This window comes from Microbulbifer flavimaris (genome assembly GCF_001641755.2).
GTDB classification, from domain to species: Bacteria; Pseudomonadota; Gammaproteobacteria; order Pseudomonadales; family Cellvibrionaceae; genus Microbulbifer; species Microbulbifer flavimaris.
Genome location: NZ_LRFG02000002.1, coordinates 906,773 through 919,901, shown reverse-complemented (window position 1 = coordinate 919,901; position 13,129 = coordinate 906,773). Strand labels below are relative to the sequence as shown.

Genomic DNA, 13,129 nt, shown 5'->3' with positions numbered 1-13,129 from the left:
AAAAACCTCTCGTGCTCACTGCCTTGGGTGCTAGTGTACAGTCTCGGACCCGGCGGCCCGTTGAGAGCGCAGCAAGTGCGAGTTCGTACACTAAACTAACTGGCGTGCGGGCTCTCCGGGGTGCCGCGCTCAATCGATACGGGCCGGCACCTGACGCCTGAAATCAAGGGTCCGGATTTTAGGCCCTGTGACCCTGAATTGCGATGGCTCCTCCATGACCCGACCGGAACCTGCAGCAGACCCTCTCGATAATCCCCTGTGGCAGTTCAGTCTCGATTTCTATGGCCACGACGAAGTTGCGCCCTTCCTGCTGGATTGCCAGGACCGCTACGATGCCGATGTCTGCCTGATGCTGTGGGCGAGCTACCGGGAGATGGGGGGGCGGGCGCTCAGTGAGGAGGGGTGGCGCGTGGCGGATCGCGGCCTGACACCGCGTCGCAGCATGATTGCCAGTGTCCGCCAGCTGCGCCGCTGGTTGGGCCGCATGCGCCCGCACACCGCGCGCCTCTATGGCTGGAGCAAAAACTGTGAGCAGCGCCTGGAGCAGCGCCAGCTGTCCGCACTTTGGCAGCTGGACCGCCAATTGGAGCAGGAACGTTGGCCCGGTGAACGCTCACCTCTGGTATTGGCAGGACAGCATTATGGCATCCCGCAAAAAAAACAGGCCCGCTGGGCGGGCCTGATATCGGCTTACCGGGCAGCGAAGCAGTAGTTACTTCTCGCCGGAGTCCTCGCTGGAGAACAGGCTGTTGGCCGGAGTCGACGGGGTAATGCTCGGCTTGTGCTCAACCGGCTTGGGCGTGCCGAAGGGGCGGGTCTCCGGGGTCTTGCCCAACAGTGGGGCACTGCTGGTGGGTGATTCGGCTTCCGGCTTCGGCATCTCGGTCGCGGGCTTGGGTTCTGCCGGCTTCTGCTCCGCTGCGGGCGCCTTGCCACTGTCTGGTTTTGCCGTCTCGACTTTTTTGGGCGCGGGCTTCCCGGTGGCAGCGGCCTTCGTTGGGGCCTTCTTCACTGCCTTTTTGGCAGGCGATTTCTTGGCTGCCGTCTTCTTCTCTGCGCTTTTGCCGGCAGCCGCTTTTTTGGCTGCGGGCTTTTTGGCAGCCGGGGATTTGGTGGTCTTGGCAGCCGCCTTCTTGGTTGCAGCTTTCTTTGTTGTGGCTTTCTTCGCCTTCGCCGCCGGCTGCTTTGCAGTCTCTTTCTTGGTTACAGCCTTCTTGGCGGTTCTCTTGCGGGCTGTCTTCTTCTTGGCAGTGCCCTTTGCTGCCTCTTTTTCAGCTTTGGCTGCCACCTTGGCGATGCTCTCGGCAGCTTTCAATTCCTGCTTGGCAGTGGCCTCCGCCTGCTTGGCCTGGTCTGCGGCATCCTTGGCCTGGTCTACCGCTGCCTTCAGGTCATCGACTTTGGCGGCTGCGGTATCAACACGCTTCTGTGCAGCGGCGGTTTTGCTCTTGCGCACAGCTGCGCGGGCCTTTGCCAGCTGTTCCTTTGCTTTGGACAGTTTGCTCTTGGCCGCAGTCAGAGCCTTGGTGGTTTTCTTGACCTCTTTGCCGGAGTCGGCGACCTGCTTGGTGCGGGCCTTGTCCAGTTGAGTAGAGAGTTTTGCAATTTGTGCTTCCAGTTCTGCGACCGGATTTGCAGCTTTTTTGACAGCTTTTCTTTTGGCAGCCATGAGTGAATATCCTGAGGTTTATTATCGATTCGGTGCGGCCGGAATGGGCGTCCGGCGAACGTGCGGCGCTTGCCGCGATCCCTGGTTCGTGCACTGAACCGTTGTCCCGAACTCGTTAGACCACCTCTGCGATTCAGAACAACAGCAGCTCGAGCAGGGATGATAGCGTTGTTGTTTGTGAAGTGCATCCCTGTCAGCAAAGTAAAAAACGCGAAAAATAGCGAATCATTTCACATCGTGTCGGCGATGCCTGCTGAGGGCTGCCAGCGCCGCCCTGACCTCGCAATGGGGGCGGTGTGCAGCGTCATCGGGCATGGGTTAGACTTGCCGGGAACCCATCGCTCGATAAAGTTACCAAGTAGGTGCTAGAAGAGCTGGCAAGGGTGCCGGCGGCAATGGGGTGAACAGGATGATGCCCTGCCCCACCCGCCGATACAGGAAAATAAATACACCACGGACTAAGAGACAATCTTCATGAATAAATATCGATTGGCTGCTGCGGTTGCCCTGGGCCTCTCTCTGGCCGGCTGTAGCAAGCAGGAATCCGGTGCAGCTGCCGAGGTGGCACTGGAAACCCAGGAGCAGAAAGTCAGCTACATCATCGCCGAGGACATGGCCAAGCGCCTGGAGTCCCAGGACGTTGCCCTGGACCCCCAGGTCGTGCTGATGGCCCTGGATGATGTCGCCCAGGGCCGTGAATCCCGCCTCAGCGACGAAGACAAGCAGCAGGTAATCGCGGTATTCCAGGAGCAGATGCAAAGCAAGCAGCAGGAGATGCTGCAGAAGCAGGAAGAAGAGTTCAAAGCTGCGGCAGAGGACAACGCGGCCAAGGGCAAAACCTTCCTCGAGGAGAATGCCAAGAAAGACGGCGTTGTCGTCACTGATTCCGGTCTGCAGTACAAGGTCGTTCGGGAAGGCAGCGGCGACTCCCCCACCGCTGACAGCACCGTTGAGGTGGACTATCGCGGTACCCTGATCGATGGCACCGAGTTCGATAGCTCTTACGCCCGCGGTGAGCCGGTGCAATTCCCGGTCGGCGGTGTGATCAAGGGCTGGACGGAAGCGCTGCAGCTGATGAAAGAAGGAGCCAAGTGGGAGCTCTACATCCCGGCGGAACTGGCCTATGGTCCCGGTGGCGCCGGTGGCCTGATCGGTCCGAACGAGACCCTGATTTTCGAGGTGGAGCTGCACAAGGCCAACGTTTCTGCTGGCGGTGGTGAAACCGAGTCCGGGCAGGAGTCTGGTGAGGAAGAAGGTGGCGAGGAAGCCCAGTCTGAAGAGGGCGAGTCTGAGCAGTAATACCGCTCAGGCTTGAACAGAAAAAGGGCGAACCACGGTTCGCCCTTTTTTGTGTCCCGGATACTCACCCCTGATACAGGGGCGCAAGGGCGCTCTAAAGGGTGGGCGCGACGATGGCCACCGCGCGCACCGATTCGGCTCAGGCGATCTGGTTCTTGTGCGCGGTGTGGAGCACCGCGATCATGCGGTCCTCGGAGGCAAAGCGGGTCTCCAGTGCTTCGCCCAGCTGGGAGAGGTCGGACTGCAGGCTGGAGAGGTCATCGGTTTCCAGATACTTGTCGTTGAAGTCGACGGCAATATCGGTGGTCGCGTCGATCTCCCGGTAAAGCTCGCGGGATTGCTCGAGCCCGTTCTGGTCACCAAAGGCCTGCCCCTCGAGCACCAGCTGCTCATACACCTCGAAGTGCCCCGCGGAGACGTAGTCGATCAGGTTCTGGCACAGCTCGCGCAGTTGCTCCTCGCATTCCTGGTCGCCGTCGGTAAAGGTTTTCTTGCCAGACAGACCGCAGAAGCTGATGATCAGCGCCTGGCGCGTATGCAGCCAACGGTCGATGATCTCGCTTACCCCACCCCAGCGCTCGCGCGCAGACTTACAATTTTCCAGCATCTCCAGGCTTCCTGTTATTCCATTTACTGCTGTCACTCGGCCGGCTGCGAGTCCCACCGCCGGCGAGCGGAAGAGGTCATTGGAAGATAGGTGATTGACCCGCCGCCGGCAAGAACGCTGCGGTTTTGGCCGCCAGAATGCGCGACTGCTTCCCGGATTAGCGACCGAGAAAAAATGGCAGGGCAAAGGCGGTGAGTGCGCCGCAGAGGCCCATCGACAATGCGGCAAAGGCGCCGCACAGGGCGCTGATTTCCAGCGCACGAGCCGTGCCGATGGCATGGGCGTTAATGCCCAGTGCAAAACCCAGCACGCGCTGGTCGCGGATACCCAGGCGCGACAGCAGGGGTGGCCCCAGCACCGCGCCCACCACGCCACTGAAGACGACGATACCCACCGTTAGGCTCGCCGCCGCTCCCACCTTCTCGGCCAGTCCCAGGGCAATGGGGGTTGTGACAGCCTTACCGCTCAGCGCCAGCAAGATGGGCTTGGCGGCGCCTAGCAGCAGGGCGATCAGCACGCCTGCCACCGGGGCCAGCGCCGCGCTCACCACGAGCGTCACCAGCAGTGGCCAGGCTGCCCGCCGGATGATGGGCAGGTTCTGGCGCAGGGGGACCGCCAGTGCCACCACCGCAGGCCCGAGAAGGGCGTACAGCAACCCGCTGGCCCGCTGGTAGTCACCGTAGGGAATGTGCAGCAGCCACAGAGCGAGGGCAGTGAAGGCGCTGGCGCCGACGATCGGGTGCAGCAGCGGTGTGCCGCTGCGGCGGTAGATAGCCAGACCGAGCAGAAAGGCGAAGAAATTGAGCGCCAGTATGAATGGCGGTGAGACGAGCAATTCAGTCACTGTCTTCCCCGGGACTCTCCCTGCGCAGGAGCCGCTGCAGAAGCAGCGCAGTGAGGAGGAAGCTCAGCAGGGTGCCGACAGTGGTGGCGGCGAGCAGTGCCAGCCAATCTGATGTGGCAAAGCCACGCAGGAAGTAAACGCCGACGGCGGCGGGCAGGAACAGAAGCGCGAGCGATCGCAGCAGCAAGCCGCTGACCGCAGCCAGCCCAGTGGGGACGCTGCCGTACACCAGCAGCGCGAGCAGTAACAGCACCATGCCCAGCACTGCACCGGGCACCGGTAGTTCCAGCCACCGCCCCAGTGCAACACCGAGGCCTTCGAAGGCCAGCAGGGTGAAGGCACCTGCCAGCCAGCTAAGAGCACGTTTGAATGTAACGTTTGGCAGGCCCACTGAGCGAGCAGTATGGATGGGATTTTATTGCTTGCGAAATGCCTGCCAGGCACCGAAAGCGATCAGGCCGGTAAAGCCCACTGCAGACCAGCCTGGAATGCTCAGTCCCAACCAGGTCCACTGCACTTCCGCACAGTTGCCGTCACCGGTCAGCAGGGTCTTGATCACCTGGCTGGCAGGGAACGCATCGATCATATAGCTGATGCCCGGGCCGCAGGCGGGGACCTGGTCCTCCGGCAGGCTTTGCAGCCACAACTGGCGACCGGCGAAATAGAGGCCGCCCAGCGCCCACAGGGAAACCAGCAGCCCGTAGAAGCGCCGTCCGATTGTGGCCGGGTTGTGCAGAAAGGCGATCAGGGAGACCAGGCCCACACCCAGCAGCATGATGCGTTGCGTGATGCACAGCGGGCAGGGTTCCAGGCCCTGGACGTACTCGAGATAAAAGGCGGCGCCCAACAAAAAGACGACGGCAAGAAATACCAGCAGAAAGGTAATACGGGGATTGGGAAGACTCATGCTGAATGGGGCCCTGAATAATCCTGGCGAAAGCGTTCGGCTTCGCGATTCAAGTCTTTGAACAGTGCTTCAAACTGCGGTTCCATCGCATCGCGCGCGGCCAGCAGTTGCGGCAGGGTGTCTTCGAGGGGCACGGGACGGCGAAGCCTCTGGCCAACCCGCATCAGTGTTCGCTCGATCACCTGTACATCGCCGTAGCTCTCCAGCAGCCTGAACTGCTCGGCCCGGTCCATAAATGTCTGCGCGCGCGGCGGAATATACCGGCTGCGGGCGCGAAAGTCTCGCCAGCACTGTGCACAGTAGAGATCCAGCGGTTGCGGATGCCAGTGTGACCACTGTCGGCAGAGCAGGTGATCGAACCAGATATCCAGGGCGATACCGGCGTAGCGGCGCCACTCGGGGTCCAGTTGCAGCAGCGCTGCACGGTAGGCGGGATGTGTATCGGAGAGGGCGTCGATGCGGCGATGGAGACGGATGCCGGCCTCGATGGCGGCTGGCCGCTCGCCGGAGAGCGGGCCTTTGACAAAATCCCCGAGCAGCCCGCCAAGGCGCCAGTCCGGATCCGGACCGGAGAGCAGCAGGTGCGCCAGGTAGTTCACGGCTCCCCCCCGCTCTGCCGGTGCTCAGCGCTGGCAGAAGATGTACTGGGCATAGTACTGCCCCAGGTAATCCTCAAAGCTGCCGGTATCCGCTGCTTCCACTTCAGACTGGCGTTGCAGGGAGTCCCGCGCCTGCTGCTGAAAGTGTTCACTTTCAGCGCTATCCAGGGGGCGCTCGAGGAAGTAGTTGCGGTGCTGTTCCGCCTTCTCCGTTGCCCACTGGGAAAAACTCTGCCCATGCTCTTCCATTTCTGCCAGCACGCGGGCGGCCGGCGTCTTGGCTTCGCCCCGAACCTTGGCCCGCTGGGCATCCACGGCCGCCTGGTAGTCGCCGCTCTCCCAGGCGCGGTCGAGCAGGTCGGCCATTGGCTGCATTTCTGACAACAGCTTTTCGGCCCACTCGGACAGGGCAATTTCGCCACCGTTATGGATCAGCTGCAGCTCGGGATCACGGCCCCGGTAAACGATACGGTCCTGGTTTTCCTGCACCGCGCGATAGTCGTCTTCATCGGTTTTCGGGCTTTCCTGCAACAGGCAGTGCAGCAGGAAACTGTCGATAAAGCGCATCTGTTGCGCGTCGATACCCAGTGGCGCAAAGGGGTTCAGGTCGAGGCAGCGCACCTCGATGTATTCCACACCGCGGTTATCGAGGGCCGACAGGGCCGTCTCGCCCATGCGCGCGGGGTTCTTGGGCCGAATCGGTGAGTAGAACTCGTTTTCAATCTGCAGCAGTCCGGTGGAGAGCTGTTGATAGTGGCCCTCTTCATTTTTGACCCCGAGCTTGTGATAGGCCGGATAGGGTCGGCTGATGGCCGCGCACAGGGTGGAGAGATAGCTGGCCAGGTCGTTGTAGCAGACGATCAGCGACTTCTGCGCATCGCTGTTGTAGCCGAGGTCGCCCATGCGCAGCGAGGTGGCATGTGGTGCATGCAGGCTGTGGCCGTCGCCATGGAATGGCTCAAGGCTGTGTTCCCGGCCCTCGACGAAGGAGCTGCAGACCGCCGGTGCCGCGCCAAACAGGTAGATCAGCAGCCAGTAGTGGCGGCGGAAATTGCGGATCAGGTCAAAGTAGCGGCGTGTTTTGAAATCTCCCAGCGATTCGTCACTGCGTTCCTGGGCGTGCAGCCAGCGCCAGAACTCGTCTGGCAGGGAGAAGTTGTAGTGGATACCGGCAATGGTCTGCATGGTACGCCCGTAGCGCAGCCCGAGGCCGAGGCGGTAAACCGTTTTCATGGTGCCGCTATGGGAGCTGCCATAGCGGGCTACCGGAATGTCACCATCGGCGCCCAGGCGGCAGGGCATGCTGTTGACCCACAGGCGCTCATCGCCGATGTGGCGATAGGTGTAACGGTGGATACGGTCCAGGTCTTCCAGCGCCGCCTCCGGTGTGGCGACCGGGGGCGTGATGAATTCCAACAGCGCCTCGGAGAAATCCGTGGTGATGGAATCGTGGGTGAGCGCGGAGCCCAGTGTCTCCGGATGCGGCGTGAGCGCCAGGGCACCATCCGCTGCGACACGCAGGCTTTCTTTTTCGATTCCGCGGCGAATGCCCTTTAGCAAATGCAGGTGACTGGGCTGGGCCAGGGCGGCCAGGTGGTTGGGCACTCGAAACTCCTTACTGAGGCTGATGGCGCCATCAGGCCGCCATAACCAGAATCCGCCGGCGACGGCGGCGGAAGTGGCATTCGCACCGATATGGGGGCGGTGCGTGGCAACTCAAGTCGTTCAGGCGGCGGACCCGGACTGGGCCATGTCCTCTGGGGGCTGCTCCGGGGTAATCTCCGGGGGCTCGTCCGGTGTGATTTCCGGTGCACCGTCCGGCTCAACCTCCGGTGCCGGCTCCGGGTTCACCTCAGGATTGCTCCCCGGCGGCATTTCTTCGGGAGCGCCCGGCTCGATTTCCGGGTCGCCGAGTGCTTCGGCAGGCACCTGTGGGTGCCCCTTCGGGCCTGTCGGGCATTCGAGTAGCTCGATGCGCAGATTGACGTCGCGGGTGTTGGCCTCAAACATCTGGTTGATGGCGACATCCTTGTGTTCGCTGCGGAACAGTCGGTTGGCGTCGCGGCCATCAATCCATTCGTTGCTCTTGCTCAGGAATTGCTGGTGCTGATTGGTCAGCACGTAGACGTGACTCATGCGGTGGGAAAACTCTCATGCCGATTCAGAAGAGCAGTGTAGCGAGGGGGTTGCCCCGGCTCAAGCCGGGGCGTGTGCGTGGTTCAGAGCGGCGCCAGCGGATAGTGTTCCGGATACGGCAGGCGAGCGGCCCCGCTGTCGACCGCTGCCCGGGCCACTGCTGCCGCAACTTCTGGTAGTAGGCGCGGATCCGTGGGTTTGGGCAGGATGTATTCCGGTCCGAACGATAGCTCGATACCACCGTAGCCCTCGCGCACGGCGTCGGGTACCGGCAGGTGGGCGATCTTGCGGACGGCTTCGATCGCCGCCAGTTTCATCGCCTCGTTGATGCGCACGGCGCGCACGTCCAGGGCCCCGCGGAAGATGAACGGGAAGCAGAGCACGTTGTTCACCTGGTTGGGGTAATCCGAGCGCCCGGTGGCCATGATCAGGTCGTCGCGGGTGCGGTGGGCCAGCTCCGGGGCAATTTCCGGGTTGGGGTTGGAGCAGGCGAACACGATCGGGCGCGGCGCCATCTTGGCCAGCTGCTCGGCGGACAGCAGGTCCGGGCCGGAGACGCCCAGGAAAACGTCGGCACCATCGATGGCATCGTCCAGCGTGCGCATATCGGTGTCTCGCGCCCACTCACCCTTATAGGCGTTGATGTCAGTGCGCCCGGAGTGAATCACCCCGCGGCTGTCGAGCATGGTGATCTGTTCCTTGCGCGCGCCCGCCGCCAGCAAAAGTTTGCAGCAGGCGGTCGCTGCGGCACCGGCACCCAGGCAAACAATGCGCGCTTCCTCGATGCGCTTGTTCTGGATTTCCAGTGCGTTCAGCATCCCCGCCACGGTGACGATGGCCGTGCCGTGCTGGTCGTCGTGAAACACCGGAACCTGGCAGCGTTCGATCAGCGCTTCCTCGATGTGAAAGCACTCGGGGGCCTTGATGTCCTCGAGATTGATACCGCCGAAGGTGTTGGCGATGTTCGCCACAGTCTGGATGAACTGTTCCGGGCTGGGCGCATCGACTTCGATATCGACGGAGTTGATGTCGGCAAAGCGTTTGAACAGCAGGGACTTGCCCTCCATTACCGGCTTGGAGGCCAGCGGGCCCAGGTTGCCGAGGCCGAGAATGGCACTGCCGTCAGAGATCACCGCCACCAGATTGCCCTTGCCCGTATAGAGATAGGCCGCCTCCGCATCTTTGGCGATTTCGCGGACCGGCTCCGCCACACCGGGGCTGTAGGCCAGGGAGAGATCTTCCTGGGTCTGGGCCGGGGTGGTGAGTTCAACCGAGAGTTTGCCCGGTGTGGGCAGGGCGTGGTAATCCAGCGCTGCCTGGCGCTTTGCATCCGTCATCGTGGAAATTATCTCTTTGCGTTCTCTGCCGGCGCGGGACAGCCGGCTGGTTTACTGCGGGGGCGCTGAGAATAACCGAGAGCGGATTGGGGGGACAAGGCGCGCCGGGCAAGTCGGGGGTTATTTTCTACTAATTTCGATAGTAAATTCGGAATCCACGGCAATATACCAGCGTTTATTTTGCGGAAAGCGGGATGCATATTTCGCTCCCCGGTCCACCAGCCAGCCTTTTACCTCTATTTCCCGGTCTTGCCAATCGCGCCTGACCAGCTGGCCATTTTCCCTGTCGCGGCGCAATCTGACGGCGACGGGCCCGTCCAGTTCGAGCCAGACGAAGCGATTCTGGTCCACTTCAAGCACCTGCCCGCGCAGGAGTACAAAACCGCCATCCCCCGGGCGCACCTCACTGGCGCGCAGTACCGGCCAGGTCCCGGGCGCCCAGACACCCCGGCCGGCACGGCGGGCTTCCGCCTGTCGCTCCGCGAGGCACTCCGCCAGTCCGAGATTCGGGGCAATGGCGACGTGAAAAGCGAGACCGGCAGCCAGCAGCGCCGCTTCCAGGCTTTCGCCTCGATGGTTGTAGACGTGGGCAAGCACGCGACCGTAGCGATCGCGCCGGTCCCGGTCGTAGACCAGTTCCAGATCCCCATCCTCCAGGAAAAGCTGGGCGAATTCCTGTGCTTCCTGCGCCAGCGGCTGGGCTGCCCGGCCATCGCGGCCCAGTTCAGGTGCATTGACGCCGATGAGCCGCACCCGCCGGCCGTCTTCCAGCAACAGGGTGTCGCCGTCCTGCACATCTTTGAGTGCGACGATTTCATCCGCCGGACCCAGCACGCAGTCGGCTGCCGCGGGCAGTGCCAAGGACAGGCAGGCACAAAAAAAGGCACCGAGGGCTGAGACCCCTGGTGCCTTCTTCGGCTGTCGCAACCGCCCGAAAAGGGCGGCGGGCGACGAAAGGTTCGACATGGCGCGGAGCGCTCTGACGATCCCCGACCTTACTTGGAGATGCGGCTGCCGAAACGCTTCTTGAAGCGGTCGACGCGGCCACCGGTGCTCGCTTCGCGCTGCTTGCCGGTGTAGAACGGGTGGCACTGGGAGCACACGTCCAGCTGGATGTCTTTGCCCAGGGTGGACTTGGTCTTGATGCTGTTGCCGCAGGAGCAGGTTGCCGTGATTTCGACGTAATTCGGGTGGATATCGTTCTTCATGATGGCCTCTTTTCGAGTCCGCCACCCGGTCACTTGCCGAGCACGGAATCGTCGTTGGTACAGGAGCCGCCGGGGGATCCGGGGGTCCGGGCTGCTTAAAAAGTCGGCGCATACTATCAGAATAGCGCGGGCGATCAAGTAGCAAAGCGAGGGCCTGTGCCGCAACCGCAGGAATACTCTGTGGTCGGCAGCTCCTCTTTCAGGCAGTACACTAGCGCGCCTGGAGTGGCGGCCCGTGATTGGGCCGTCAACGGTTGGCGTGGGCAGTTGGGGAGCGAGTGTTGGAGCAGGCAAAACTACAGGGCGACATCCTGCGACTGGCGGTGCCTGTACCCCTGCGCCGGCTATTCGACTATTTGCCGCCAGAGGGTGTCGACCCCGCCAGCCTGGTGCCCGGTCAGCGTCTGTGGGTGCCCTTTGGTGGGCGCAAGCTGGTGGCGGTACTGGTCACTCGGGTCAGTGAGTCCTCACACGAAAATCTGAAGCCGGCCCTGGAGCTGATCGACCATCGGCCGCTGTTCGACGACCGCAGCCGGGCATTCATGCGCTGGGCTGCGTCCTATTACCAGGCCCCGCCCGGTGAGCTCTACAGTGCCGCCCTGCCGGCGGCCCTGCGCAAGGGCAAGCCGTCCGACCACTGGGCAGAGCAGTGGCTGGCGCTTACTGTCGAGGGCAAGGGCCTGCCGGAATCCGCGCTGGGCAGGGCACCGAAGCAGCAGGCGTTGCTGCAGCTTCTGCTATCTGCAGGTCCCCAGAGCAGGACAGCGCTGCGGGCGGAGGGTATCACCGCGGCGGTGATCCGCGCCCTGCTGGATCGCGGCCTGGTGGCCTGGAAGGCCGGCCCAACGGTGCCCCCGCCCCTGCCCGCTGCCGAGCCGACACCACCGCCGGCACTCAATGAGGAACAGCGGCAGGTACTGGCTGAAATCCCCACGGCCGGTTTTTCCGCCTCCCTGCTCGAGGGCACCACCGGCAGCGGCAAGACAGAGGTCTATCTCCGCCTGATGGACCGGGTACTGGAAGCGGGCCGCCAGGCGCTGTTGCTGGTGCCGGAAATCGGTCTCACTCCGCAGACCCTGCGCCGTATCGCGGCCCGCTTCCCCGGCCGCAGCATTGCCGCCCTGCACTCGGGTCTCGCCGAGGGTGAGCGGGCCCAGGCCTGGCTGGCCGCCGCCGGCGGCCAGGCGGATATCGTGATCGGCACCCGCTCGGCGATCCTGACGCCGCTGCCGCGCCTCGGCGCCGTGATCGTTGATGAAGAGCATGACGGCTCCTTCAAGCAGCAGGACGGGGTCCGTTACTCCGCCCGCGACCTGGCGGTGGTGCTGGGGAGGATGGCAGACATCCCGGTGTTACTGGGCTCGGCCACGCCGTCCCTGGAGAGCTTGCACAACGCGCTGAATGGTCGTTACCAGCACTTGCGCCTGCGCTATCGCGCCGGCAACGCGCGGCCACCCCAGATCCACGTGGTCCCCACCCTAGGCCAGCAACTGGAAGAGGGCTTTGCGCCCCAGGTGCTGCGGCATATCGGCGAAACCCTGGCGCGGGGTGAGCAGGCGCTGGTCTTTATCAACCGCCGCGGTTTCTCCCCGGCACTGGCCTGCGATGACTGCGGCTGGCTGGCGGACTGCCCCCACTGCTCCAGCAAGCTTACTTTGCATCGTCGTGAACGCAGTCTGCGCTGCCACCACTGCGACTACCGCCGGCCGCTGGTAGACAGCTGCCCCCAGTGTCACAGCCGCGCCCTCAGCGCACTGGGTGGCGGCACTGAGCGCAGCGAGGCGTTGCTGGCCAACCGTTTTGCCGACTATCCCGTGATTCGTGTCGACCGCGATACCACCTCGAGCAAGGAGGCGCTGGATCGCCTGCTGGCGCCGGCCCGGGATGGCGAGCCCTGCCTGCTGCTGGGTACCCAGATGCTGGCGAAGGGCCACCACCTGCCGAAAGTCACGCTGGTCGTCATCCAGGATGCCGACGGCGGTCTGTTCAGTGCCGACTTCCGCGCTTCCGAGCGCATGGGCCAGCTGCTGGAACAGGTGGCCGGGCGCGCCGGGCGCGGTGAGCTGGCCGGGCGAGTGCTGGTACAGAGCCGCTATCCGGAGCACCCGCTGCTGCAGCTGTTGCTGGAAAAAGGCTACGGCCCCTATGCGCGGCAGTTGCTTCGTGACCGCGCCTCCGCCGGGTTGCCGCCGGTGCGGGCGATGGCGTTGTTGCGCGCCGAGTGCGAGGAGCCGCGCTGGGCACAGGATTTTCTCCAGCAGGCCCGGGCGATGCTCGAGTCCCTGGCGCCGTCGTCGCCGCAGCTGCAATACCTGGGGCCGGTACCGGCGTTGTTGGAGCGCAAATCCGGGCGTTTCCGCTTCTACCTGCAGATCACCGCCGAACAGCGTGCCGACCTGCCGCCATTGCTGGCGCGCCTGTGCACCTGGGCCGAGGGCTACCGTAACCGCCGCCTGCGCTGGGCGGTGGATATGGATGCGCAGGAGCTGGCCTGAGCCGGTCACTGGCCTGACTGCCACGGAG

At 63.3% G+C, this 13,129-nt stretch carries 14 protein-coding genes; 3 read left to right on the top strand and 11 right to left on the bottom strand.

Annotated features, from left to right (window positions below):
* Nucleotides 1-187: 187 nt before the first annotated feature.
* Complete coding sequence (locus AWR36_RS08855) at nt 188-712, top strand: TIGR02444 family protein (RefSeq protein WP_231745287.1); 525 nt, start codon at nt 188-190, stop codon at nt 710-712.
* On the opposite strand, the gene AWR36_RS08850 is transcribed toward AWR36_RS08855, so the two are convergent.
* On the bottom strand, nt 713-1,669 hold the full coding sequence (locus AWR36_RS08850) for a hypothetical protein (RefSeq protein WP_067083803.1): 957 nt from the start codon (nt 1,667-1,669) through the stop codon (nt 713-715).
* Between the two features lie 474 nt (nt 1,670-2,143).
* On the opposite strand from AWR36_RS08850, the gene AWR36_RS08845 reads away from it, so the two are divergent.
* Nucleotides 2,144-2,968 (top strand): FKBP-type peptidyl-prolyl cis-trans isomerase, encoded by an 825-nt coding sequence (locus AWR36_RS08845; RefSeq protein ID WP_067083801.1) that lies wholly within the window; start codon nt 2,144-2,146, stop codon nt 2,966-2,968.
* Nucleotides 2,969-3,107: 139 nt separating this feature from the next.
* Here the strand turns inward: AWR36_RS08845 and AWR36_RS08840 are convergent, their stop codons facing one another.
* The 10 genes from AWR36_RS08840 to rpmE all read right to left on the bottom strand — a co-directional run bounded on the left by AWR36_RS08840 (nt 3,108) and on the right by rpmE (nt 10,606).
* Nucleotides 3,108-3,575, bottom strand: a complete 468-nt coding sequence (locus AWR36_RS08840; RefSeq protein ID WP_067083799.1) for an Rsd/AlgQ family anti-sigma factor — start codon at nt 3,573-3,575, stop codon at nt 3,108-3,110.
* Between the two features lie 157 nt (nt 3,576-3,732).
* Nucleotides 3,733-4,419, bottom strand: a complete 687-nt coding sequence (locus AWR36_RS08835; RefSeq protein WP_067083797.1) for an LrgB family protein — start codon at nt 4,417-4,419, stop codon at nt 3,733-3,735.
* Nucleotides 4,412-4,810 carry a CidA/LrgA family protein gene (locus AWR36_RS08830; RefSeq protein WP_067083796.1) on the bottom strand — a complete coding sequence of 133 codons (399 nt, stop codon included), beginning with the start codon at nt 4,808-4,810 and terminating at the stop codon, nt 4,412-4,414. Before AWR36_RS08830 ends, AWR36_RS08835 begins: the two co-directional genes overlap by 8 nt.
* 24 nt (nt 4,811-4,834) lie before the next feature.
* Nucleotides 4,835-5,326 (bottom strand): disulfide bond formation protein B, encoded by a 492-nt coding sequence (locus tag AWR36_RS08825; RefSeq protein WP_067083795.1) that lies wholly within the window; start codon nt 5,324-5,326, stop codon nt 4,835-4,837.
* Nucleotides 5,323-5,925: an acyl carrier protein phosphodiesterase gene (locus AWR36_RS08820; RefSeq protein ID WP_067083793.1), complete on the bottom strand. Its 603-nt coding sequence runs from the start codon at nt 5,923-5,925 to the stop codon at nt 5,323-5,325. Before AWR36_RS08820 ends, AWR36_RS08825 begins: the two co-directional genes overlap by 4 nt.
* A 24-nt stretch (nt 5,926-5,949) precedes the next feature.
* The gene (gene gshA / locus AWR36_RS08815; protein WP_067083792.1) at nt 5,950-7,530 is read right to left on the bottom strand and encodes a glutamate--cysteine ligase; all 1,581 of its coding nucleotides are present in this window, start codon (nt 7,528-7,530) and stop codon (nt 5,950-5,952) included.
* 120 nt (nt 7,531-7,650) lie between these two features.
* On the bottom strand, nt 7,651-8,061 hold the full coding sequence (locus tag AWR36_RS08810; RefSeq protein ID WP_067083790.1) for a hypothetical protein: 411 nt from the start codon (nt 8,059-8,061) through the stop codon (nt 7,651-7,653).
* 83 nt (nt 8,062-8,144) lie between these two features.
* The gene (locus tag AWR36_RS08805; RefSeq protein ID WP_067083788.1) at nt 8,145-9,398 is read right to left on the bottom strand and encodes a malic enzyme-like NAD(P)-binding protein; all 1,254 of its coding nucleotides are present in this window, start codon (nt 9,396-9,398) and stop codon (nt 8,145-8,147) included.
* A gap of 120 nt (nt 9,399-9,518) precedes the next feature.
* Entirely contained in the window at nt 9,519-10,232 is a 714-nt protein-coding gene (locus AWR36_RS08800) for a thermonuclease family protein (protein WP_231745286.1), read from the bottom strand.
* 161 nt (nt 10,233-10,393) lie between these two features.
* Nucleotides 10,394-10,606, bottom strand: coding sequence for a 50S ribosomal protein L31 (gene rpmE, locus AWR36_RS08795; RefSeq protein ID WP_067083784.1), 213 nt, complete (start codon nt 10,604-10,606; stop codon nt 10,394-10,396).
* Between the two features lie 278 nt (nt 10,607-10,884).
* On the opposite strand from rpmE, the gene AWR36_RS08790 reads away from it, so the two are divergent.
* On the top strand, nt 10,885-13,101 hold the full coding sequence (locus AWR36_RS08790) for a primosomal protein N' (RefSeq protein WP_332835513.1): 2,217 nt from the start codon (nt 10,885-10,887) through the stop codon (nt 13,099-13,101).
* Nucleotides 13,102-13,129 lie beyond the last annotated feature (28 nt).

Bases quoted from the DNA above. Each gene is read 5' to 3' on its own strand.
- AWR36_RS08850 (WP_067083803.1), bottom strand. From the start codon at position 1,669: ATGGCTGCCAAAAGAAAAGCTGTCAAAAAAGCTGCAAATCCGGTCGCA.
- AWR36_RS08845 (WP_067083801.1), top strand. From the start codon at position 2,144: ATGAATAAATATCGATTGGCTGCTGCGGTTGCCCTGGGCCTCTCTCTG.
- AWR36_RS08840 (WP_067083799.1), bottom strand. From the start codon at position 3,575: ATGCTGGAAAATTGTAAGTCTGCGCGCGAGCGCTGGGGTGGGGTAAGC.
- AWR36_RS08825 (WP_067083795.1), bottom strand. From the start codon at position 5,326: ATGAGTCTTCCCAATCCCCGTATTACCTTTCTGCTGGTATTTCTTGCC.
- AWR36_RS08810 (WP_067083790.1), bottom strand. From the start codon at position 8,061: ATGAGTCACGTCTACGTGCTGACCAATCAGCACCAGCAATTCCTGAGC.
- AWR36_RS08805 (WP_067083788.1), bottom strand. From the start codon at position 9,398: ATGACGGATGCAAAGCGCCAGGCAGCGCTGGATTACCACGCCCTGCCC.
- rpmE (WP_067083784.1), bottom strand. From the start codon at position 10,606: ATGAAGAACGATATCCACCCGAATTACGTCGAAATCACGGCAACCTGC.